Below are 23,690 nucleotides of genomic sequence, written 5' to 3'. Positions count from 1 at the left end.
TTAGGCCTCTTGTTTTCTTAATAATTATCAACATTATAAGGGATCGATTTGAAAGATTTCTGAAATTGTATCCCCATGCCAAAAAGACCCGCTTACCAAACAAGTGGGTCTAAAACCTAATGCATACACTATTCCGTGTCAGCATCTACCGGCCCTTCCCGTTTCCACGCCTCAAACCATCGCTGCACCTTCGGATGCGGCACCATATCCATGTCCCTGCGCAGCATCCCGGCCAGCAGTCCGTACTGATATTCAACCGAACGCCGCTCCCCCATGACGTTGTATAGATGCATCAATTCGAAGTAAATGCTCTCTTCATTCGGCAGCACCCGTTGGACTTTAAGATACAGGGAGACTGCCTCCTCATGCTGCTGTGTATCCATATAATAGCCTGCCAGCTGACGGATGTGCCGGACCCAGAGGACACGCAGTCTTGTCTGCTCCATCTCGGCCCATTCATAAGCATAATCACCAAAGTAGTCTCCCTTGTACAGCGAGGCAATCTGTAAGTGAGCAGGCAATGTGGATTCATTCAGAGCCGGTGCCATGGCCATCTGTTTTTCCCAAATCTCAATATCCACTACGGCGCCATTGAGTTCAAGCATGTATCCTTCCTCCAGATTGGAGATCTGAATATTAATATAATCGGTCTGCAGTTGCTTGCGAATCTGGTAAATGGCTGTGTAGAGCTGCGTTACACCACGCTTCCAATCAACACCCGGCCACAACCGTTCCAGTAGCACTTCCTTTCGGACAGGCTTGCCTCTATTTTGAAGCAAAAAGCAGAACAGCTCCTGAGCCCTGAATGTTTTCCAGCGCACGGCTGCCGGAGGCTGACCGGCTCGTTCAAACTTCAGGGGACCGAAGCAATGAATTTTAAATACCGGGTCGGTTGCAAGAGCTGTACCGGTTGCGATCTCAGTTGCGGCCAGCCGCGAAATCGTCTTGGCTAACCGTTCAGTCTGGAGCGGCTTCAGGAGATAATCCAAAGAATTCAGCTCGAATGCTTTCACTGCATATTCATCGAAAACCGTGACAAAAACAATGTGTATATGAGGAAGCTGCTGTAAAATATGCTCGGCTAGATCAATTCCGCTCATCTCGGGCATCTCGATATCCAGAAAAACAACCTCCGGCTGTTCCTGGAGAATATGTTTCAAGGCCTGCTTCGGGCTTCTAAACGTTCCGATAATCTCAATTTCACTTAAACGCTGCAGCTCCTCCGCCAGATGTGTCAGAGCAAGGGGTTCATCATCTATCAATATGGCTCTCATGGATACCCACCTTTTCGACCGGAAGTCGGATTTGAATTTCTGTTCCCTTATCAAGCTCGCTATGGATGAGAAGTCCATATCCGAATAGCTGCTTGAGCCTGCGATCAATATTGCGAATGCCTATGCCCCCTTCTCTGGAGGCTGTATCAAGCAAACTAGCTACCGTTTCCGGGGTCATTCCTATCCCATCATCCTTGATGGAGATCCAAATGTACTCGATGTCACGACTGACTACAATCCAAAGGGTCCCTCCCTCAGACCGGCGCATGATCCCATGCCGCACTGCGTTCTCCACAAGCGGCTGAATCGTCAGCGGCGGAATCCGGAATTGGGTGGATGTGAACAGCTCAATCTCGAATTTCAGCCAATCCTCAAAGCGGACCTTCTCAATATGAAGATAAGATTGGACAAGCTTCAATTCCCGTTCAAAGGGCGTCAACGGCTGAGAACTGTCAAACCGGAAACTTTCCCGCAAATAATGTCCTAATTCGGCCAGCAGCTGATTCATCTGCTCTGGTCTGCGCTTGCTCAGCGCAGCGATAGAGTTTAGGGTGTTAAACAGAAAATGCGGCTTGATCTGCGCCTGCAGGAAACCCAGCTCCATCCGGATCCGTTCAGTCACCAAGCGTTTCATCTGCACAAGAGTGCGGACACGGACACGCAGCTCGGAGGCCTCAAGCGGTTTTTTCAAAAAATCGTTAGCTCCGGCCAGGCCCGCTTCTATTGCTTGGTCCGCATGCCCCGGGGAAGTCAACAGGAGAATCGGTAGTTCGAACAATGTGTATTGCTCACGAATGGCACGACAGATCATAGATCCCGAGGTGCCCGGTAAAGTACGGTTAACGATTACCAAATCTGCCTTGGACAACTCGTGGAACCGGGCCCTCAACTGCTCGGGGTCTCTTATTACGGTAATCCGGTGTTGATCCTGTGCAAGGATAGCACGTACAAGTCTCAAATTCAGCACATCATCATCGATCACAAAAATGCTGCCTTCAGAGAAATCCATCTCGCTATCCCGATCCTTCTTATGAACGTCCCAAGGACTGTCCATCATAACGGCTTCGTCCTTAGATTGAAGCGTAGACAGGCCAGTGATTAACATATCAACCTCATTTCTCCCCACCAACGGGAACGTGACGATGAACGTGATCTCCTGGTCAAATTCTGTAACAATCCTTGACGTCCCCTTATGTAAGTCAACAAGTCTTTTAATCAGAAACAGACCGAGGCCGTCATTACTCTGCATGAAATTAGCATCCGCCGCCTGGCTCCATATCTCCCTGACCAAGGATTGTTCTACAGAGGTGATGCCTTTGCCGTGCAGATGTATACGCATTTCGGTAAATTCCTCGCGGGAAGTCCCATCAACGGTAATGGAACCCTCCATAATAAGCTTGATTCCCTGCTGAAGAAATCCCGTCAAAATCTGATACAGCCGCTGTTCATCGGCAATCATCGGAGACATCGTCTTCTCAATACGATTGTTCATCGTAATCGAATCGTTATAGATCATGTAGCGGGTGCGTTCCATAACCTCATCCATCACTGCGTACAAATCCACTGGACGAAGATGTAGTCTGATCTCCTGCTCCTGCAGGCGGGAGAAATCCAGTAGATCGTCAACCAGCCGCCGCATCGTCCACCCAACTGATGTTACAAGCTGCAAATCCGCCCTTTGTTCCGGGGTCAGCCGTTCATCGGAATGCAATCTGGCATCGGCGATACTGATGACCGCATTCAGCGGTATCATCATCTGTTCTGATACACTCGCAGTGAATTCATTCTTTAACCGTTCCACCCGCTTGATCCCGGAAGTCAGCGTCTTTAGCTTGCGATAGGCCAGCAGAAATTGATGCATAAACATCAGAATGAAAAAGCTTGTGAACAGGAGAATCTGCAGGAAATACCACACACCAATATGATTAACACCAATCTGCACCAGCATGTTGGAAAAACAATGCGCAGCAAATAGAAAAAACGACAAGAATTTATACATACTATATCGATCTTCATTCTTCATTCCGCGCAAAAGGATGAATAGAACATAAGCAAAAACGGCTATCGTTTCTAAAATTAACACCGGAATAAGCCGGGTTAACACCGCTAGCGGAAGCCCTAACATCAGACCAATAAACAGGACATTAAAGATAATAATCCCACGTTTAACCCACTGGCTTGTCCGCATGCTTTCCTGACTGTACACGAACATAAACATCCAGAAGGTGATGCTAAAGATAGACAGCCAATAGAGTATCAATATCATGCGGAATGAAATTCCCGGCCATATCGTAAATATCCATCTCGTCCCTTGGAACACGATTGGGAATATTAGACTCAGGAAAAACAGAGAAATATAGATCCATCCATTCCGCGGGGCTTGAAAGTGCATAAATCCGAAGAAAAAACTTAGAAAACCAAAGATAACGACTATACCGAATTCCAAAGCGGCGTCTCGCTGCTCTCCCTTATACAAGGAATCTAGCGTCCCCATCTGAAAGGGCAGAATAATTCCCCCACTGAATGAAAAATCATAGTTAGCCACCTGGACGTACAAATCCAGAATGCCACCTTTAAATTCAGTATGTGTTATGTATGGTTTGACACCGGACTTGTAGCCTTTTACCTCTGAAGAAACAATGCCCTGCGAGCCAATCTCCCGTCCATCTATGAACAAACGATGGGATGCACGGATAAGCGGAACCCGAAAACCAATCTCATTCTCGCCATCTTCCAGCAGTATCTGCAGCCGGTACGTGCCATATCCCAGTGCGTTCTTATGAAAAATAGGGTCGACGGCTTTCCTCCAGTTTCCAGGTACCTGAATGAAGTGCATATTAGAGTCTGTCGTCTCTTTCTCTGCTCCGGTTAAGAGTTGTCCAGGGTAGAACATCCACTCTCCCAACAGGGCAGTACTTGCACTGTTCAGACCTTTCCCTGACCGCAAATCCAATACGCCCTTTCGGGCCACTACCTGATCTGTGGGCTGGAGACAAGATAAAACAATCAACCCAAAAAACAACGCAACAACACCCACTATAAACCATCTATATTTTGCACGACTCAATAGGCTAACCCCATCTAGTAAAATATATTTATCGTATGTTTGCGTACTTATGAAAGTATCGTAACACAAATAAAGAGCCTGTTCATTAACAGACTGCACCATAGTATACTGCCAGCGGCTCTTGAAGTGCTGTCTGGAATAGGTTCCTTACCTTTAAGTCAACCTCAATAACTATATTGTAACAGTCATCTGCTCAAAAAATACCGTCATTGCAACTCTGAGATTTATAAATGCCCTCAATTCACGACAATCCCATTACTTACTTGTACGCAGCAAAAAACGCCCGTGCGCATAAACATCCGCAGGGCGCTTACTTGTTTATAGGAATTACAGCAGCAAATTTAGCCAAGATAAGCGTTCAGCATCCATGCATGCTTCTCTACACTGCTTCTGATACCAATCAGCAGGTCCGCTGTTGGCTGATCGCCAAGTTCTTCCGCAGCGTTAATCGCTTCCTTGGTCTCTTCCGCGATGGAAGCAAAGTCCTTGACCAGCTCTGCTACCATATCATGGGCATTCTCGCCGCCACGTGCTTCATCCAATCCGGAGAGGGCCAGGTATTGCTTCATCGTCGAGGCAGGTTGTCCACCGATAGCTAACAAACGTTCCGCTAATTCATCCACATATCCGGCTGCCTCATTGTAGAACTCCTCAAACTTTTCATGCAGGGTGAAGAAATTCGGTCCGCTCACATACCAATGATAATGATGCAGCTTCACACCAAGCAGGGTCCAGTTGGCGGTCTGACGGTTCAACGCTGCTTGCAGTTCCGTTTGATTCTTCAATTGTGTGCTCATAAATAAAACCTCCCAAATTATTAATTATATTTAGACTCGTTCTAAATCTATATTTAATTTAACATATCTTTAATGCTTTTGCAATCTATTCTCCTAGCTAACACCAAACGTAGCATAACTACCATCCATCGCATATTATTTGCGTCACACTAAAGAAAAATCCTTCCATTTTAAAAGTAAACTTAGGGCAATCCTATTGAGCTGGTCTTTGAGGATTAAACCCGGTGAGCAGTCCAATCTATACTGTACGCTCTCCAGCCGTCTTTCTCGGACCGCAGCGGAAAAGAGCCCGCATCTCCTCCCGCTTGGCCTTCGGACTAAGCACATATACCGTATCCCCGGGTTGGATCGTCGTGCTGCCATGCGGGGTCACGATGTTCTTGTCCCTAATAATCGCCGTAAACAGAATATCCTCCGGCAGGCCCATATCGGCGATCTGCTTGCCGGCAATGGGCATCAGTGAGTCGATCCCGATGTGATTGAACTCGCAATCCGTTCTTCCTAAAGCCACCAGTTCCATAAGCGAAGGCTGTGTGTTATCGTCTTGTCCGATCAGCTTCAGCCTTGAGGCCAGTGGAGAAATCGTCGTCCCCTGTATAACTGCTGAGGTCAGCACAACGAAAAAGACGACATTAAAGAACAAACGGCCATGATCAAGGCCAGCCAGCAGCGGATAGGTAGCGAGCACAATGGGGACCGCTCCGCGGAGTCCTGCCCAGGAGATTAGCGTCTTCTCCCGCAGGGAAAACTTGGCGAAAATCAGGCTCAGGAATACCCCAATGGGCCTCGCGACGACCATCAGAATGACGGACAGCAGAATACCCTGCCAGGCGATAGATGATAGCTCCTCCGGGAAAACGAGCAGCCCCAGCAGAATAAACATGGCAATCTGCATCATCCAGGCAAACCCGTGATTGAAATTCATAATGGTCCGGTGATACACCAGATCAGAGTTGCCTAAGGTAAGGCCCATGACATAAACAGCCAGCAGACCACTGCTATGCGTCAATGCCGCTACGCCATAGGTAAGTACGGCAAAGCCGATGGCCAGCACCGGGTAGAGCCCGGAGGATTCCAGGTTAATCCGATTAATGAGATAGACAGCCAGCTTGCCGAGCAGAATCCCCACCAGGAGGCCCAGCCCCATTTCCCAGATAAAAGAAAATATCAGACTCCACCACGCCGCATTCGGATGCTGAATCCATTCAATCAGTGTCACCGTCAGAAATACGGCCATAGGATCATTGCTGCCTGACTCTGCTTCCAGTGTAGAGGTAAGGCGTTTGTCGATGTTTTTCCCGCCAAGTACCGAAAAAACAGCGGCGGCATCCGTGGAACCTACGATGGCTCCGAACAGCAGGCTTTCCGTCCAGGGGACATCAAGGACAAGTCTGGCAAATACGCCAACTACGCCGGTAGTCACCAGCACCCCAATTGTAGATAACGACAGGGCAGGCCAGATCACAGGCCGGATATCTTTCAGACTCGTCTGCATGCCCCCCTCGAATAGTATGACAACCAGTGCAAAAATACCGGCAACCTGTGTCAGTGATGCATTGTTAAAATAAATGAAATGGCTCAGGACCATTCCTGCGGCAATAAAAAGCACAAGCGCTGGCATGCCAAAGCGTGTGGAGAACTTGGTAGACAGCACCCCAATCAGCAGCAGCGCCGCCAGCAACATAATAATTTGATCCGCCAGATGACTCATCGAGATCTTCACACCCCTCCTGTATTCGGCAGGCCGCACGGCTGCGGCTGTATCCTCCCATTATTACCCGCATATCCGTCTACTTGAGACACTTGGTAGTATGGACAAGACTGGATATTAAATCTCACTGTCCTTATACTTTAATTATTAAATTGCACCGATTACTTCATTCCATACCAGGGGGCAGACGATAAATGCAACTAAGATTAATCAGAAACAACGAGCTGGATCAAGCCGCGGCACTGGCAGACGCCATTTTCCGAAATGACGGTGATCTCTCCATGAAGCAGCTGTTCCCGGCGATCTTCCAGCCGGGAATCAGCCATTCTTATGGTGCTTTTACCAGCGACGGGACACTGGCGGCGTTCATGGGGCTTGTCCCCTCTGTTATTCAGGCAGAGGACATCCTTTTGGAGGTCTTCTCCATCGGGGCGGTGTGCACTGCCCCGGCTTATCGGGGAGTCGGCTTGGCCGGACAGCTGCTCAAGCTGTGCCAGGCCCATGCGGCCAGAGCCGGAGCGTCGCTGATCTTCGTGTCCGGCGACCGCTCCCTGTATGAACGCGCGGGCTGCGTACCCTTCGGAGCAGCCGTGCATGCCGAGCTGACGCAGGACTCGGCACAGGCCCTGGCCGCTGCGGCCGGGGACGCTTGGACGCTGCGGCCGATGCAGCCGGGCGACCTGCCCGCGGTCAACCGGCTGCTCCTGTCCCGGCAGGCCGGACATGTCCACAGTCCGGCCGAGCTGGGTCTGCTGCTGGGCGCCGCGGCTTATGCGGGTGTGCTGGGCTTGCCCCAGCGCACCCTCGTCGCCGAGCGGGACGGCAGCATCGAGGGCTTTGTCGCCGTTGCGGTGGCGCCGGCGGCGGGGGATGGCGCCGGGGCGGTGCAGCCAGCGGCGGGCGGTGGCGCCGGGGCTGCGCTGCCAGCGGCGGGCGATGGCGCCGGGGCTGCGCTACCGGCGCCAGAGAGTGACGCGCCGAACCAAGGGACGGCGCTGGAATGGGCCGGGCGGCCGGAAGCGGTAGCTGCGCTACTCGCCAAGGCCGCCCTGTGCACGGGCACCAGCAAGCTGCAGGTGCCCGTGCCGTGGCAGGAGCGCAGCCTGCTGTCGCTGCTGCGCGATGCCCGCGCCGCTATGACGGGCGGCGCGAACAGCGGCACGGTCTGCATCGCTGACCGTGGAGCCTTGCTGCGGCAGACCGAGGCGTTCCGGGCAAGCCGGAACATCGGCCTCTCCGCCGCAACAGACGACCGCGGGCTGATCTCATTGCTCTTCGATCCCGCCAGCCCGCTTCTCCCGGCTGGAACTCCGGAAGGGGACGCTACGCTGCCCCTTCCTTATATGGCTGGGCTGAACTTTATTTAACCCGGGATAAGGTTACCGGCCACGTTGTCCCTGCATTCAATCCAGCGTGCTAAATACAGCACGATCGTGATACCAAAAACAAATAAGCCTCCGATCCGCAATCTGCGGATGGAGGCTTGTTCGTTTTATTATAATGATATTTAAAACGCATCTAAAAACACAACGTCATTTCGAAAATAGACATCGACATCTAGATAACACGCTCTTTTGTCCTAAGGCATAAAATGAGACCTTGATTTACAAGAATTCCATTCTTTCAGGTGACAATTGCACCGAAAAGCCCGACTTTACTCCATAGGGCATGGGAATAACGGGAATGATTCCTGTTATTTTGATTAAATCCTCTTCTTTTTTTAAAATAACTGGAAAAACTCCCGTTAAATCCTCTGTAACTATGCAATAACGGAGCTAAGATGCTTTTTAACTGGAGAAATTCCCTTTATTTTTCACAAATAAGGTGTAAGAAAATAATTAAAGGTATATTTTCCTGTTATCAAAACCCAAAGCCCCTCTTATTCTCGAACGTGATGCCTCAAGTTACACCTTTGTATACCAAGAGTTTCTTCCTATCCATGATGTTAGACTGTTAAGTTCGTACTATATAGAATAATTTCGCATTGCTTTAATCTCTCGAGTAAATTTGCAGCTCGTGAATCGACCAGTAGTTTCCACCGCTGCCTGTCTGCAAGATCTTCACATAGCGTGCCTGGGTCGGAGTAAAGGTAATGGTCGTTGCTTCTGTTCTGCCTTTGCCTGAAGCAATCCTGCTCCAGTCCGCTCCATCTTCCGAGACATAGACTTCATAACCTCTAGGGTAATCATAAGGGGACAGGGTGTTATCAAGATCCAGTCTTTCAATCCTGTGGACCTCGCCCAGATCCACCTGATAATACTCTCCCGAGACTTGGTGTTTGCCGGTGTCCCAGCGGGTCCGGCGATCACCGTCAAAAGCGCTTCGCGGATTAGAAGTCCCGCCGCTTGCGTTAGAGGAAGCCTGCCATCCGCTACTGTCCAGCGGTACCAGTCCGGTAGCCGTAATCTGGACGGGTTCCGACATTACCGTGGAGCCGGTAACACGTACCTTGTAGGTATACAGAGTGCCCTCACGTAATCTGACATCCGTATACTGCGTGCTCTGAACACCGGAAGCGATGACCTGCAGCGCACCGCCGGAGCCTTCGCCCCGCAGCACTTCATAACTTGCACCCGGCGCTTCCAGCCAGTTCAGCTGGACGGCAGGGCCTTTGAGGGCAACGGCCTTCAGCTTCTGTGGCGCTGACGGTTTCACCTCAGCTGAAGGCTGCAAAATATATTGCACACCCTCCCCAGGCGCCAGCGTCTCCTTAAAGGTCAGTACCGGAGATGCTTTTTTCCCCGTTACATAACTCCGAGCTTCTTCATAGGTATTCCCGTTGCCGAACCGCTCTCCCTCATAGATTACGGCCTTCGGCATAGTCACATTCACGGACACCGTCTGCACCGTGTTCTCGAAATTCACGAGGTTCACCAGCACCTTGTTCGAGGTCGCCCCACTACCGGCAAGCGGGTCCAGCGTAGAGGTATCCACAGCACGGACGTAGACAAGTTTATCCGCAAGAGCTGCTTTATTTGTAACTTCATAGGTGAGTGGAGCCCCGTGTGTGGCATAGGCCAGACTCAGACGACGCATAATGCTGACCCGGGAGTCCTCATTATTTTTCGTATAATAAATCTCCGTCTTGGCAGGGTCATGCTCTTCTAGATTAAATCCGTATTTGAACAGGCTGAAGTCCTTGAAAAATGCAGCGTGCTGGATGAACATATCCGCATAACCGATATGCGCCCGCATTATCCGGTCGAATACGGCAGCCGTCCGCTCGGTCGCACCATATTGGTAGGCGTCCACATGACTGTCCGAGGTGCCAAATTCGGTGGTCAGCATTTTTTTGGCCAGACCGTCCGCAGCTCCGCCAAAGGTTTTCAAATTTTCCGTGAAGCTGCCGCCGTTGCTGAAAATATAAGAATCTCCATAAGAATGTCCATTCGTCAGATCCGTTACTTGTTCCAGCTCCAGCCGCTGTTTGGGATCCCGTTCCCACCCATCCGGATCTCCGCACTCGCGTACTCCCCCCTTCTGGTTACCGCAGGAATTCTGCTGGTATTCCGGCCAATACGCCCAGCCTGGGGCTACCGTCTTCAGGTACGGTGCTATCTCTTTCCCTTTAGTATTCAGCCATTGGGCGACAGCCAGGTTAACAGCCTTGGAACGATTGAACAGCCCCGGCTCGTTATCGACTTCATAATATTGAAAATACGGGCTATACTGGCGGAAATAATCCGTCAATTTCTTGGCCGCTTCATCGGACAGAGAACCATCGTCCTTCAGCTTGATGTCGCCGGTGTATAAATAGAGTGCAACTGCCTGCATGTTGTAATCCTTTAGCACCTTATAATACTCCTCCATGTTGGAGCAGGACCGGCCGACGTCGCTAGCGCAGCTGGCACGCATGATGTTTCCGCTGTAGGCCACTCCCAGCCATTTCATAACATAAGGCAGATGCGCAACCGCACCTTCGTCAAAATAAAACTGCTTGTTGTTCACCATCGTTCCCGTAAGCGTATAGCTGCCATGAATCGGTTCCTTAATCGGCTCATTCAATGACTCCAGACTAAGGTCATCCCAAGTCCACCAGTTGAACTTATCCTCTGCACTAGAAGAATACAAACCACGGGTCACCTGAAGCTTCAGTTCATTGCTCCCGACCTGTAGCTGTTCCTTCGGGATGTACAGCTCATAGGTTTTGCGGAAATTGTATTGCTCTTCTGCTCCCGCTACACCGGCAATCTGAATAATGCCTGACAACTGCAGATTGGAAAAGACGCTCATCTGCGGAACGGCTTTGTAGGCATCCAGGATACTAACGCGAAACAAGACCCCGTTCATCGGGATCTTGTCCAGTTGGTAGTCGATGCTCAGTTCGGGCTCTGTCGTCCCGTCCAGACCGGAGGGAATGCTCTTCAGCGACGTCGCCCTCACTCCGGAAGAAGCTACCTGGAACTCCGCTTTGGCACCGGATGAACCACTGACGGCGAATTCACGCGCCGAACCGTCATGCTGACCCAGCCTCCAAATTAAAGTGCCATGGGGAATTACAGGACCAGTATCATTGGCGGCGGTAAGCTTCGACATATCGACCTCCACCTCACCGCTGCGCGTGCCGTCCTTTCCAAACACAGAGACAGACAATAGAAATAAGACCGTCAAGGCAATAAATTTTAGTATGGCAAGTAAAGGTTTGCGGGTTGATCTTGTTACGCTCATTCCCTTGTCCTCGCTTTCTTTAGGTGATGTGCCCTGAAAGCTCTGCTTCCATTATGGTAAGAACAATGCATTCTGCGGTACAACGGCTTCTTTCAGGTGCGGTCCTGCCCACTTCAGAGAGATGCTGGCATCTCCACGATTCTCATAATACTCCACCTTAATATCATATAAAGTATCTTTGCGCAGCTTCATGCTGCCGGTCCGATCCATTCCGCTCCGGTTCTCCCAGCTGTCTATGATCAGCTTGCCGCCGACCCAGAGTCTGACCCCATCATCTGCGGACACCGAGAAGGTGTAGTCTCCACTGGATGGTGGTTTGATCTTCCCTTTCCAGCGTACAGAAAAGGTATCAGAGCCAATACCTGCCGCTGGAGAGCCTCCATGCCAATTAAAATCTATCACGCTGTCTTGGCGAAGCAGCACCGGCTTTCCCACCAGCTCTGCATTGTTAAAGTATGCTCCGCTCAGACCATTTGTCGCAGTGAGCTTCTCCGACACCGAGGCTATGCCTACTGTACGTATATAATCATCTCTTGATATCGTATACGGACTACCCATAAAGCTTTGAATCTGCCCGGCACTGTTGTTCCCGGTCAGCATCTTACCCCAAGTCATCATATATACCCAGCGGCTTTGGGTCTTGGACAGAAGCTTCGGGTCCGGCAGCTCGCCGCTTTCGCCGATACCGATCGGCTTGCTTCCAGCCAGCTTCAGCAGGTCGTCATAGTAGGCTTGCTGATAATCATTATTATAGATATCGGCCGCCAGCACATCCACAGTCCCCGGGCCTGGATAATAATCACGGTAAGGGCCCGCGGTTGGTCCCGGCGCGTTCGGATTCCACACCCATAATAGATTATTAAGCTTGTGGATATGGGTAAAGCGGTCATAAACCAGATTCCAGAGAGCAGCAAAATTGTTTTTGTTCCCCCACCAGAACCAGTCTCCATTCATCTCGTGATAAGGCCGCCAAAGGACCGGTACCCCTGCGTCCCTCAATTCACCCAGATACCCGGCGATATCGTCTAGTTCTGCAATCAGACTAGTGTATTGTGGGGTACCAGGAGTAACGTAGGCATTGAATTGCTCCTGGCTCAGCTTCATGGAAACATTGGACCATACTGGGGAAGTGCCCGGCAAGTTCTGATGAAAGGTCATAGCGACAATTCCGCCCCCTTCATACCACTTGATGGCGCTGTTTACCACAGCCTGGCGCTGTATAGCAATTGTCTTTGCGGACTGATGGTTCAATGCCCCTAGTTCATAGCCATGCAGCAGAGCATATTTCCCGCTGGCTGACTTCAATTTATTGTTGAATTCATCAGGACTTTCCAGATAATCATGTTGCCCGGAGATAATTCCCTGACCGCTAAGATCCGTCAAATATTGTAGCAATCGGCGTGCCTCCGGCGAAGCCGAAGGATTGACCGGGACTATCGCCGCTTTGTCCTCGGGAGAGGCACCCGAATCGGGAACATCACCCCAGGAGGGCAGGAGAGACAGAAGCAGAAGAACTGGAAACAAGGTCGTAAGCAGCCGAAAATTACGGGATGGCTTCATGTGTCATCTTCCTTTCGGTAGCCGGGATATCCGTCCGGTCGTAACTAAGCTGACCTTCATCTAGGTCAACCGCTCTCTTCTCCCGGAGGCTTATAGTTCAGTAGCCCTGCCAAAGAGCAGGGCTACCGATCGGCTAAAAAGAATCCTCATTGCTGTTACCCTTTAGACGCGTACTGACTAGATAACGGAATTCTCAGTTCCTAACGCACTCTTAAACAATGCGCTTTCCGGAACCGTTTCTTTCACCTGACTAGGACTCCCCCACATCAGGCGCACCCGGGCATCACCCAGATTCTCGTAATACTCCACTTTAATATCGTACAGCTGCCCGGCGTTCAGAGCGATGTTCCCCTGGTGCTCTGCTCCGCTCTGATTATTCCAGCTGTCAATGACCGCCAGCCCGTTGATCCATACCCGAATGCCATCATCGGATTCGGTGTAGATCTGGTAATCTTCGCTATACAGCGGTTTGATCTTCCCTGTCCAACGGATAGAGAAATTATCAACGCCGAGCAGGGCTGTATCTGGTGAACCCTGCCGCCAATTATTATCAATTACTGCATCATCCCGGGTAAGAACTGGTGCACCAGAAAGCTGCATATTATTGAAGTATTCCCCCGTTAACCCGTTAGCCGTCTTATGCGTCCCCCCCGTTCCAGCATTCCCTGTAGGGTTAGCTGGAGCAGGAGGTTTCGGTGTGTTCGATGGCGTAACAGTTGGTGTTGGAGGTGCCGGTGGTGGCGTAGGCGTAGGTGCTGGCAACGCTCCAGCCGCAAACTTGTCTCTGGTTATCGTGTAGCTGTTGTTCATAAAACCTTTAATATTATCAGTGTGGTTATTATCGTACAGCATTTTTCCCCAGGTCATCATAAAGGTCCATTTGCTCTGGGTCTCTCTCAGCTTGGCTACGTCTGGCATTTCCCCGTTCTCTCCGATACCGATCGGCTTCCCGGCTGCCAGCGCCAGCAGACTGTCATAATGGCTTTGTTTATAATCGTTCTCATATATATCCGCGGCGAGAATGTCTACTTTATCCGCCCCCGGATAGGTCAGGGCATACGGATCAGCCCAAGCATTCGGGGCATTCGGACTCCATACCCACAGCAGATTATTTAATTTATGAACGTTAACAAAACGGTCATACATAATATTCCAAAGTGCGGCGAAATTATTTTTCTTTCCCCACCAGAACCAGTCTCCGTTCATTTCGTGATACGGCCGCCATAATACGGGCACCCCTGCATCACGCAGGCTTTTCAAAGGTACAGCCACCTTATCCAGTTCGGCAATCAGGTTGTTGTACTGTACTGTCCCTGGAGTAACGTACTTGTTAAACTCCTCTTGGCTGAGACTTCTGTGGACATTGGACCAATCATAGCTAGTCCCAGGCAGGTTGGCATGGAAGGTCATGGCGACTATTCCACCGCTCTTGCTCCAGTTGATGGCGCTGTTCACTACATTCTGGCGATACCAGGCAACCTGGCTCTCATTCTGGCCGCTGATGGCCCCCATTTCGTAACCGTGCAGTGCGGCATATTTGCCGCTGGTGTCTTGCAGCTTGAGATTGAACTCATCGGGACTCTCCAGGTAGTCATGCTGCCCTGCGATAATTCCTTTTCCGGATAAAGAGTACATGTAATTAAGCAACTTTACAGCTTCAGGCGAGGCAGCGGGATTAACCGGAGTACCGGAGCTTGCAGCTCCTGCCGCAGACGGGACGATTCCCATTCCAAGGGGAAGGGCTGTCAGAAACAGAACAAGGGACAGGAGGGCTCGCAACAAACGATACTTACGGTAAGCTTTCAACATACATCTCCCTTTCGGTGGCCAGGCTGCCATTCTTGCGAAAGGCCCTATGGCTTTGCGTCCCTACCTTTCGATAGGTTTGCCTTTTGTCGAATTAGAGGGTTTATTCCTCTTACCGTAAATATCGACGCTATTTAATTATTTTTTAGTGCATTTATGAAAAAAATATCATTTTTGAGTCTTTATACCTGTTTTATAAACTTCGCATTTGGTTAAATAGATAGTTTGTTCTATTAAAATCCCTAACACCGGAATCCGGTCCTAGGAGATAAACTGATGCAGCCCAATATCTTCCCAATTCAGGGTGATACGGATATTATCTTCCTCCACCAGCTCAGAGCCTGTCTGTACTTCAATAAACTCCACATCCGTCAGAGCCAGGATGGCATGCTTGGTGCCCTCCGGAATACGGACCACATCGCCCGCCTTCACGTTGTGCATTTTCTCATTCAAAACAATACTGGCTTCCCCACTGATAATGGTCCAGATCTCACTGCGTTTGCGATGCAACTGGTAGCTGATATTCTTACCTTGCGAGATGCAAATCCGTTTGGTCAGCACCTCATTGCCTTCCTCATATTTCACATAATCAATGACACGATAATGGCCCCAACGGCGTTCCTCGTACATCGGGCGCTGATCAAACGACTTCAGCACCTCTTTGATCCGTGGGCTTTCCGCCTTATGGGTTACGAGAATACCGTCAGGACTGGCAGCGATAATTAGATCTTTCGCCCCAATGACTGTTATAGGAATATCCAGTTCATTCACAAGGCAGGTGCCTTCGGAATCAGCTGTGACAACGCCTTTGCCGACATGATTACTGCTCATCTCTTCCGTCAATGTATTCCACGTGCCGAGGTCCTTCCAGAAGCCGTCATACGGCTGCACAACAATTCGCTCTTCCTTTTCCACCACTTCGTAGTCAAAGCTAATAGAAGACAGTAGCTTATACTGCTTCTGCAGTTCCTCATAGTTGAGAGGCAGCCCCTTGCGTTGCAGAATATCCAGCAGATACCCGAGACGGAAAGCAAACACACCACAGTTCCACAGCGCATTGCGACTGATCAGCTTCTCCGCCTGCACGCGATCCGGCTTCTCCTGAAAATGGCTTACCTGCATAAAGCCGCTCGCCGCAGGCTCATCGGAGGTCGGGATGATATATCCGTATTTCTCCGAAGCATGCTCAGGCACCACACCCATCAGCGCTAGATTGGCGCCGCTCTCCTCCATCGTATGTTCAAGCTGGGCTACCGTTTCAAAGAAAGCAGCCTCAACATAAGGGTCCACTGGCAAAATAGCCACCGTCTCGGCAGGCGACACGCCAGCCACGGTATATAAATAGGCTGCTGTCAGCGCAATAGCCGGGAAGGTATCGCGGCGCTCCGGCTCAACGATAATCGGCACATGACCTCCCAATTGGCTCTGAATCATTTCTACCTGTCCACGGCCTGTAGCCAGATAAGACGAATCTGCGAGTCCAGTCTCTTCGAGCTGCCTCCACACCCGCTGCACCATCGATTCCGGCTCACCTTGCGGGCTTTCCAGTACCTTCAGAAATTGCTTCGAACGTGAATCATTGGACAATGGCCAGAGCCTCTTACCTGAACCGCCTGATAAAAGTACCAGTTTCATAAGTGAACCCTCCTCATTCGTATGGTAAACCGAAACCAATCCCATGCTTGCTGTATATGCGATATAGAAGGGCCAATTGGACCTCTATAAAGTAATCCCGGTAAAACAGACTTCAGCACATCAATCGCTTATGGCGAGTCTGCATGATGAATCTCTTAACGCCAAGATCAGCCTAGTCCGTCCCTTCCTGTCATCTATATTTCATAAGCGAATAAATAGAGAAAGTTCACAAGAAGTGTTAGGTTAAACGTATTGGCGGGTAAAATAAATAGATAGTGATAACCCGGATGTACTTGCTGACGCTCATCGGATCAAGTGTCATTTGGCACCCTTTGCTGGCGCTAATCCGACAACTTGTCATTTGGAACCACTTGCTCTCGCTATTCGGAGCACTTGTCATTTGGAACCACTTGCTCTCGCTAATCGGACAACTTGTCATTTAGAATCACTTGCTCTCGCTATTGGGACACTTGTCATTTAGAACCACTTGCTCTCGCTATTCGGACAACTTGTCATTTGGAACCACTTGCTCTCGCTATTCGGACAACTTGTCATTTGGAACCACTTACTCTCGCTAATCGGAGCACTTGTCATTTGGAACCACTTGCTGGCGCTATTCGGACAACTTGTCATTTGGAACCACTTGCTCCCGCTAATCGGACAACTTGTCATTTGGACGTTCTGGCTAGCTCTATATAAACAAAGTATCAGGCTAACTCTCGTCGGATGAAATGTTTATATTAACAACAGTGAAGCATGCTGATCAGTTACTCTCACTATTAAAATTCAAACAAAAGAGCATGCGTAAATTTGGTGAAGTTAGGGCTTTAGAACACAACTCTACCTGCCCCCTCCCTTTCTCCATCTTCTTAACCGTGAAAAAAGGTTCCCCCAAATAAGTGCATTTTTGTACCTTATATTTCTCAAAAATAAGTAAATAAGAGAATTAAGAGCATTATTGTACCTTATTTTTTTAAAAAAACTCTAAAAGGGGCATTATGGAATAATTAAGATACAAAATTGCCCTTAATTACCTCTAACCCTAAGTTACAGAATAATTAGAGTACAAAAATGCCGTTAATTACACTTCGGGAATATCTAAGTATGAGCGCCCACTAGCGGTTCTCCTATAACAGCTAATACGAACAGCCACTAGCGGTTCTCCTATAACAGCTAATACGAACAGCCACTAGCGGTTCTCCTGTACATCGCTAATACGAGCCCTCACCAGTGTTTCCCCTACATTTGCATCCGCCAGTATGAGCTCCCGATAGAGTTCCCCCTATGCGTCAGCCTCATCGACTCTAGGACTGCACTAGCATAGCTAATGCAGTCCCCTGCTTTGCCAAACCGGCCAAACTGGCGCAGCCTCAGCTTTATACCGCACCAGCTACGCTTGGCGAGTAGCCGCTCAAGCCGCCCATCTGTGGACGGCCCACGGAGTGATACTCCAGGCCGGTGCCTTCGATCTGCTCCTTGGAGTAGACATTGCGGCCATCGATCAGAACCTGGCGGCGCATGCTTTCCGCCAGCCCATGCAGATCGATATCCTTGAACACGCTCCAGTCTGTCAGGAGGCAGATCGCATCGCTGCCTGCGGCAGCTTCCTCTGGCAGTCCGCACCAGCGGAGCTGCGGATGGTCGTATTGCTGCCGGAAGTTGTCGGCGGCAATCGGGTCATACAGCTTCACGGTAGCCCCCTCGGCTACCAGTGCCTCTACGATCTCCCTTGCCGGAGCCTCGCGGACATCATCAGTGTTGGGCTTAAAGGCAAGACCCCACACGCCGATGACGGCCCCGCGCAGGCTGCCAAGCGATTCATGCAGCTTGGAGATGATCATGAACCGCTGGCCTTTGTTGACTTCGACAACGGATTCCAGCAGCTTGAATTCATAATCGACGTTGCCGGCGATTTGAATCAGGGCATTGGTATCCTTAGGGAAGCAGGAGCCGCCATAGCCGATACCCGCTTGCAGGAAGGAGGAGCCGATACGGCGGTCCATGCCCATGCCTTGCGCCACTTCAGTGACGTCGGCGCCTACCTTTTCGCAAATATTGGCGATCTCATTAATAAAGGAGATTTTCGTCGCCAGAAAAGCATTGGATGCATATTTGATCATTTCCGCACTGCGGATATCCGTCACGAAAATGTTGTCTGTAAAGCCCTGGTGAAGCTCGCGCATGAGCGGCTCCAGCGCAGGATTATCCAGGCCGACAATGATCCGGTCCGGGTGCAGGGTATCCTGGATCGCTGAGCCTTCGCGCAGAAATTCAGGTGCAGATACTACATCGAATGGATGCCGTGTATGCGTAGAGATGATCTGGCGGATTTTCTCGTTCGTTCCTACCGGCACAGTCGATTTGGTCATGATGATTTTATAGCCTTCCATCGCCTGACCAATCTCTGCGGCAGCCCCTTCAATATAACGAAGGTCAGCTTCCCCGCCTGGCAACGAAGGTGTTCCTACAGCAAGGATGACAATATCGGAGCGGCGCACCGAATCCCGGAGATCTGCGGAGAAGGACAGTCTGCCCTCCTGAGTGTTCATCTCGATCAGCGCTTCGATACCCGGCTCGTAGATAGGAGATTCCATTTGGTTCAGCTTGCTTATTTTCTCCGCATCCTTATCCACGCAGATGACTTGATTTCCATTGAGCGCAAAACAAACGCCAGACACGAGGCCTACATAACCGGTGCCGATTACTGCCAGCTTCATACAATCATCCTCCTTTTAGAAAATTGACATATGCCTGTTCCACATACTGCTTGAACCGGGTCATAAACGCCTGCTCATCGAATTTCTGGGCATGACCGATAATCCCGTCGATGTTCCAGGCATGAGCCTCCACCTCATTGATGGCTTCCAGCAGATCCTCAACCTCTTGATGACGGAAGAACACGCCGTTGACATAAGGGACTATTGTATCTAGCGCGCCCCCTGCCTGATAGGCGATGACCGGTCGTCCCGCAGCATTCGCTTCCAGCGGCGTGATTCCGAAATCTTCTTCACCGGGAAAAACAAACGCGCGGCACTGTGACATCAGCCCGGTAACCTCATCATCGGCCAGCCGGCCCAGGAAGGACACATTGTCCTTCGCCATGCCTTCCAGACGCTTGCGGTCCGGCCCGTCGCCAACGATATACAGCTTCAGTCCGTTCCGGTTGAAAGCTTCCACCGCCAGATCAATCCGCTTGTAGGACACCAGCCGGGATACAATCAGGTAATAATCTCCGATAGAGTCCGAGCTTGAGAAGCGGGACGTATTAATCGGTGGAAAAATCACATCCGCATCGCGCTGGTAATAGTTCTGAATCCGCGTCTTCACGACAGAGGAATTGGCGACGAACTGGTTTACATTTTTCGAGGTCCGCTGATCCCAGCTCTTAAGCTGTTCCATGTATACCTTCAGCAGCTTTTTGAACAGATTGGAATTGGACTCCCGCTCCATGTAAGTATCGTAATCCCAGGCAAATCGCATAGGCGTGTGACAGTAGCACAGGTGGAACGTCGCCTTCGGCACCTCAATGCTCTTCATAAAAGCGCTGCTGGAGCTTACAACGATATCGAATCCACTGAAATCCAGATCGCGGACAGCCATCGGATACAGCGGCAGCACATTTTTGAAATTGCTTTTCACACCCGGGATTTTCTGCAGCCAGGAGGCCCGGATGTCCGCGTCTTTGAGGTTATCGGTCAGACGGCTTCCGTTAAAAACCGTGGTGTATATCGGAGCTTGCGGGTACATATGGTGAAATACCTCCACCACTCTTTCCGCTCCGCCCATCTGAATCAAGTAATCGTGCGCTATCGCAATTTTCATGTGAATCATCCTCAAAGTTTTATGGAGCATCATGATCAGAAAGTCATTTCATCGTCAAATTGTCAGCTTCATGGGCTCGCTCCGGTCAAAGCCGAAGATTGATCAGGGGGTGTCAGGTACCTGCCACCAGGCCTTTGTAGTAATCTACAATATCCTTAACCGTATTCTCGATCACAAAATGCTCCTTCACACGCTTCATGCCGTGTTCCGCCATCACGCGTCTTTCTTCCGGATGATTCAGCATCCAGCTGATGGCCCCCGCTAGCACGACCGGGTCGCCGGGTTGAATCAACAGCCCTGTCTCACCTGGAACTACAATTTCTACCGGACCGCCTTCATTCGAGGCAATAACCGGCAGACCTGCTGCCATGCCTTCGACAATCACCTGACCGAATGGCTCAGGGGTCACCGAGGTGTGAATCAGTAAATCCGCTTTAGCCATGAGGCCCTGAATATCCTCCACATGCCCTAACAGGCTCACATTGGACAGCTTCTCGCGCTCAATGGTGGTGATCAGCTCATTCTTGTATTCCGCTTCACCGAATAACGCATCGCCAGCCAGCCAGAACTTCACCCGCTCGTCGTGTTTGAACGTCTTCGCAGCTTCCAGCACAATATGCTGACCCTTCCAGTGTGCCAGCCGACCCACCAGCAGAACGTTAAAGTCCTTACGATCCTTGCGGCCGATTCCGATCCCGCCGCCGATGGCTTTAGCAAAGGCTGAGTAGACCACCAGCGTCTTTTTCGACTTCGGCAGCTCCAATGCGCTGAGCGTGGAGTGGGAATTCGCAATAACGCCGTTCGGGAGCAGGCGGGACAGCAAGCGGATGGCTTTAGCAACAATTGGCTTCAAATAAGGGGCGCCGATATGGTCACGGATATGCCAGATCAGCGGAACTTTCGCTTTCTTGGCGGCGATTGCTCCATACAGTGCCGACTTCAGCGAGTTGGTATGCACACAGTCTACCTTCTCCTGCTTCAGGATCGGTGCTAGCTTGCGGCCATAAGTCAGCAGGCCCAGCGCCGCGGCCGGGGCACCCAGATTTACTGCATTGCGGCCCCGGGTACGAATACTCTCATCGAGCGGAATAATCCGCACGTCTATACCCTTTTCCCGCAATCGGTCTGCCAAGGTTCCCTCTTCGGCTAAAATAACTAACGGCTCAATCTGTCCGCCAATATTCGTAAGGATGTTGAACAGCGCGACTTCCCCGCCGCTCCACTTGGCGGTATGGTCGATGTAAGCAACTTTTAGCATCCTGCTGCCACATCCTTTTCAAGCGCTTGATGGAAGACGGATTCAACCTCATCCGCCACATGCTCCCAAGTATATTTCTCCAGGGCATGTTCCCGGCATTCCTCCCGGCTCGGGAGCAGCTTGCGGTTCCCAAGCATGTGGATGATGCCGTCCGCTATATGCTCGCTGGACGGGCTCTTGAACAGCAGCTCTGGCCGGAAGCCCTGCAGAATCTCCCGGTTGCCACCGATCGGAGTCGCCATAACCGGAAGTCCAGTGGCTAGTGCCTCGACTGTAATCAGACCGAAGCCCTCCAATGCCTGTGAAGGCACTACGAACATATCAGCAGCCTGATAATAGCCAGCCAGATCCTGGTCAGGAATATAGCCAAGCAGACGAACCTTATTGTTCAGTCCATAGTCGGCTATTTTCTCCTCCAGCTCTCCGCGCAGCGGACCCTTGCCGCCGATTAGCAGAATCGCATTCGGGAAGCGCTCCGAGACCTGCTTCCAGGCATCCAGCAGCTGCAGCAGCCCCATCCGGTTCACCAGCCTGCGCACGGTAAGCACCGTCGTGGCACCCTCCGGCAGATTCAGCGCCCGGCGGATCGCCAGCTTGTTGGTCGCCGGATGGAATCGATCCACATTGGCGGCTCCGGGAATGACGATGATCTTATGAAGCGGAACCCCGTGCAGTTCATGCAGAATGTCACGGAATGTCTCGCTGAGTACGATGAATTTATCTGCGAGCTTATAAGCTTTGCGTTCAATGGATTTGGCGAGCGTCGTTTTGACCCGGTGCTTGATGCCCCGGCCTTCGATCTTCATCTCTTCATTCCACGGACCGTGGAAGGTCATGATGACCGGAATACCGCGTTTTTTGGCCTCAATCGCCGGACCAAGACCATAGGGTGCAAAATGAGAGTACAGCACATCCACTCTTCCGCTGCCACTTCCCATCAGCTCCGCCGCTTTACGTTGGAATGCATCTCTGCGTTTCCATATGGATTCCTTGGGATCACCGGCGTTGTGAATAATGAGCTGGCCCTGAACCTGCGGCGTTTCCTGACTGCATATCAGGGCATGCACCCGGTTGCGTGAGGAGAGCTGCTCACAGATGGATTTGAAATACGTATTAAGTCCACCCGGCTGTAATGACGGCCAGCTAAGGCCTGTTGTCATAATGTTCAATCCGTCATTGTACGGCATAACTTCTCTCCCCTTTCTTATCCTTCTCCGCCTGGGTCTGGGCCTGAATTTGCGCCTGGACCTCAGCCAGTGTTTGATTGTGTGCCAGCTCATTGTGCTTCGCCAGCTTTTTTGCACTTTTTAGCTCGTAATGCTTGAAGGCAACCATGAATTCATACATCACCCAAAATACGGATACGGCGAAACCCGCCATCCCCTTCCTGAACAATCCATGTATAAAATACTTCTGCAGAAAACGCGCCGGGGGTCTCAGCAGTAAATGGCTGATCCGAAACGGCTTGCCGCTGGCATGGGCGCTTTGCGCCTCAAGGTCGGTATACTTGTTGAACCGGGCCACATGGTCATTAATGCTGCGGAAGCCCTGATGCCACAAGGTTCCTTGCAAGCGGACGGTATCCTTCTCTGACACATCCGGCATTTCATGGACCAGGCTGTTGCGGATGCCATATTGGGTGCGATTGTACAGCCGCACCAGACGCTCTCCGCGATCCAGCCATCGGCCGAGGAAATCTCCGATCCGGTATAACGAATAGGCCACGCCGGGATCGGACAGCCCGGGCTTGCGTTCAAGAATATCGGCAGCCAGTTCGTCGCTGACCACTTCATCGGTATCAATAAGAAAGACCCAATCATGGACGGCGCGTTCCACTCCGAATTCCCTTTGCTTCGCGTATCCGGGCCATGGATTAACGAACACCCGGCAATTCAAGCTCTCGGCGAGCCCTACCGTTCCGTCTTTGCTGCCTCCGTCGATGACTACAACCTCGTCGGCAAAAAGTCTGCAGGACAGAATGGCCTTGGAAATGCGAGTTTCGTCGTCCTGAGCGATAATGACAGCCGAGATCGGGTAACTACCCGGACTGCCAAGCACGCTTGTCACTGAATCCATGAGGGGTTCCTCCTTC

Annotated in this window: 14 protein-coding genes and 1 riboswitch; of the genes, 1 reads left to right on the top strand and 13 read right to left on the bottom strand. The window is 50.9% G+C overall.

Annotated elements, in window-relative coordinates; genetic code table 11:
• Window positions 1-128: 128 nt before the first annotated feature.
• The 4 genes from HPT30_RS24355 to HPT30_RS24340 all read right to left on the bottom strand — a co-directional run bounded on the left by HPT30_RS24355 (window position 129) and on the right by HPT30_RS24340 (window position 6,849).
• The gene (locus tag HPT30_RS24355) at window positions 129-1,274 is read right to left on the bottom strand and encodes a response regulator (protein ID WP_175373900.1); all 1,146 of its coding nucleotides are present in this window, start codon (window positions 1,272-1,274) and stop codon (window positions 129-131) included.
• Window positions 1,252-4,341 carry a histidine kinase gene (locus HPT30_RS24350; RefSeq protein ID WP_175373899.1) on the bottom strand — a complete coding sequence of 1,030 codons (3,090 nt, stop codon included), beginning with the start codon at window positions 4,339-4,341 and terminating at the stop codon, window positions 1,252-1,254. The genes HPT30_RS24355 and HPT30_RS24350 overlap by 23 nt, the downstream gene beginning before the upstream one ends.
• 341 nt (window positions 4,342-4,682) lie before the next feature.
• Window positions 4,683-5,138: a Dps family protein gene (locus HPT30_RS24345; protein ID WP_175373898.1), complete on the bottom strand. Its 456-nt coding sequence runs from the start codon at window positions 5,136-5,138 to the stop codon at window positions 4,683-4,685.
• Between the two features lie 238 nt (window positions 5,139-5,376).
• Window positions 5,377-6,849: a potassium/proton antiporter gene (locus HPT30_RS24340; RefSeq protein WP_175374047.1), complete on the bottom strand. Its 1,473-nt coding sequence runs from the start codon at window positions 6,847-6,849 to the stop codon at window positions 5,377-5,379.
• Between the two features lie 194 nt (window positions 6,850-7,043).
• Between HPT30_RS24340 and HPT30_RS24335 the strand changes: the two genes are divergently transcribed.
• Entirely contained in the window at window positions 7,044-8,216 is a 1,173-nt protein-coding gene (locus HPT30_RS24335) for a GNAT family N-acetyltransferase (protein WP_175373897.1), read from the top strand.
• A 622-nt stretch (window positions 8,217-8,838) separates the two neighbouring features.
• On the opposite strand, the gene HPT30_RS24330 is transcribed toward HPT30_RS24335, so the two are convergent.
• From HPT30_RS24330 to HPT30_RS24290, 9 genes are all read right to left on the bottom strand, one after another.
• Complete coding sequence (locus HPT30_RS24330) at window positions 8,839-11,385, bottom strand: discoidin domain-containing protein (protein WP_175374046.1); 2,547 nt, start codon at window positions 11,383-11,385, stop codon at window positions 8,839-8,841.
• Window positions 11,386-11,568: 183 nt separating this feature from the next.
• Complete coding sequence (locus HPT30_RS24325) at window positions 11,569-13,077, bottom strand: glycosyl hydrolase (RefSeq protein ID WP_175373896.1); 1,509 nt, start codon at window positions 13,075-13,077, stop codon at window positions 11,569-11,571.
• A gap of 177 nt (window positions 13,078-13,254) precedes the next feature.
• On the bottom strand, window positions 13,255-14,886 hold the full coding sequence (locus HPT30_RS24320) for a glycosyl hydrolase (RefSeq protein ID WP_246317405.1): 1,632 nt from the start codon (window positions 14,884-14,886) through the stop codon (window positions 13,255-13,257).
• Between the two features lie 10 nt (window positions 14,887-14,896).
• A riboswitch (cyclic di-GMP riboswitch) is annotated at window positions 14,897-14,977 on the bottom strand.
• Between the two features lie 167 nt (window positions 14,978-15,144).
• Window positions 15,145-16,518 carry a sugar phosphate nucleotidyltransferase gene (locus HPT30_RS24315; protein WP_175373894.1) on the bottom strand — a complete coding sequence of 458 codons (1,374 nt, stop codon included), beginning with the start codon at window positions 16,516-16,518 and terminating at the stop codon, window positions 15,145-15,147.
• Between the two features lie 1,376 nt (window positions 16,519-17,894).
• Window positions 17,895-19,235, bottom strand: a complete 1,341-nt coding sequence (locus HPT30_RS24310) for a UDP-glucose dehydrogenase family protein (protein WP_175373893.1) — start codon at window positions 19,233-19,235, stop codon at window positions 17,895-17,897.
• Between the two features lie 4 nt (window positions 19,236-19,239).
• Entirely contained in the window at window positions 19,240-20,340 is a 1,101-nt protein-coding gene (locus tag HPT30_RS24305) for a glycosyltransferase (protein ID WP_175373892.1), read from the bottom strand.
• Window positions 20,341-20,452: 112 nt separating this feature from the next.
• Window positions 20,453-21,598 carry a glycosyltransferase family 4 protein gene (locus tag HPT30_RS24300; RefSeq protein ID WP_175373891.1) on the bottom strand — a complete coding sequence of 382 codons (1,146 nt, stop codon included), beginning with the start codon at window positions 21,596-21,598 and terminating at the stop codon, window positions 20,453-20,455.
• The gene (locus tag HPT30_RS24295; protein WP_175373890.1) at window positions 21,592-22,785 is read right to left on the bottom strand and encodes a glycosyltransferase family 4 protein; all 1,194 of its coding nucleotides are present in this window, start codon (window positions 22,783-22,785) and stop codon (window positions 21,592-21,594) included. Before HPT30_RS24295 ends, HPT30_RS24300 begins: the two co-directional genes overlap by 7 nt.
• Window positions 22,772-23,674: a glycosyltransferase family 2 protein gene (locus tag HPT30_RS24290; RefSeq protein WP_175373889.1), complete on the bottom strand. Its 903-nt coding sequence runs from the start codon at window positions 23,672-23,674 to the stop codon at window positions 22,772-22,774. The genes HPT30_RS24295 and HPT30_RS24290 overlap by 14 nt, the downstream gene beginning before the upstream one ends.
• Between the last annotated feature and the right edge of the window lie 16 nt (window positions 23,675-23,690).

This window comes from Paenibacillus agri (assembly GCF_013359945.1).
Classification (GTDB): Bacteria; Bacillota; Bacilli; order Paenibacillales; family Paenibacillaceae; genus Paenibacillus_AQ; species Paenibacillus_AQ agri.
This window is presented reverse-complemented; position numbering and strand designations above follow the sequence as displayed.

What these genes read in the sequence shown, in the direction of transcription:
- HPT30_RS24345 (WP_175373898.1), bottom strand. Translation starts at nt 5,138, where the DNA reads ATGAGCACACAATTGAAGAATCAAACGGAACTGCAAGCAGCGTTGAAC.
- HPT30_RS24315 (WP_175373894.1), bottom strand. Translation starts at nt 16,518, where the DNA reads ATGAAACTGGTACTTTTATCAGGCGGTTCAGGTAAGAGGCTCTGGCCA.
- HPT30_RS24300 (WP_175373891.1), bottom strand. Translation starts at nt 21,598, where the DNA reads ATGCTAAAAGTTGCTTACATCGACCATACCGCCAAGTGGAGCGGCGGG.
- HPT30_RS24290 (WP_175373889.1), bottom strand. Translation starts at nt 23,674, where the DNA reads ATGGATTCAGTGACAAGCGTGCTTGGCAGTCCGGGTAGTTACCCGATC.
- HPT30_RS24295 (WP_175373890.1), bottom strand. Translation starts at nt 22,785, where the DNA reads ATGCCGTACAATGACGGATTGAACATTATGACAACAGGCCTTAGCTGG.
- HPT30_RS24310 (WP_175373893.1), bottom strand. Translation starts at nt 19,235, where the DNA reads ATGAAGCTGGCAGTAATCGGCACCGGTTATGTAGGCCTCGTGTCTGGC.
- HPT30_RS24325 (WP_175373896.1), bottom strand. Translation starts at nt 13,077, where the DNA reads ATGAAGCCATCCCGTAATTTTCGGCTGCTTACGACCTTGTTTCCAGTT.
- HPT30_RS24320 (WP_246317405.1), bottom strand. Translation starts at nt 14,886, where the DNA reads ATGTTGAAAGCTTACCGTAAGTATCGTTTGTTGCGAGCCCTCCTGTCC.
- HPT30_RS24305 (WP_175373892.1), bottom strand. Translation starts at nt 20,340, where the DNA reads ATGAAAATTGCGATAGCGCACGATTACTTGATTCAGATGGGCGGAGCG.
- HPT30_RS24340 (WP_175374047.1), bottom strand. Translation starts at nt 6,849, where the DNA reads ATGAGTCATCTGGCGGATCAAATTATTATGTTGCTGGCGGCGCTGCTG.
- HPT30_RS24355 (WP_175373900.1), bottom strand. Translation starts at nt 1,274, where the DNA reads ATGAGAGCCATATTGATAGATGATGAACCCCTTGCTCTGACACATCTG.
- HPT30_RS24335 (WP_175373897.1), top strand. Translation starts at nt 7,044, where the DNA reads ATGCAACTAAGATTAATCAGAAACAACGAGCTGGATCAAGCCGCGGCA.
- HPT30_RS24330 (WP_175374046.1), bottom strand. Translation starts at nt 11,385, where the DNA reads ATGTCGAAGCTTACCGCCGCCAATGATACTGGTCCTGTAATTCCCCAT.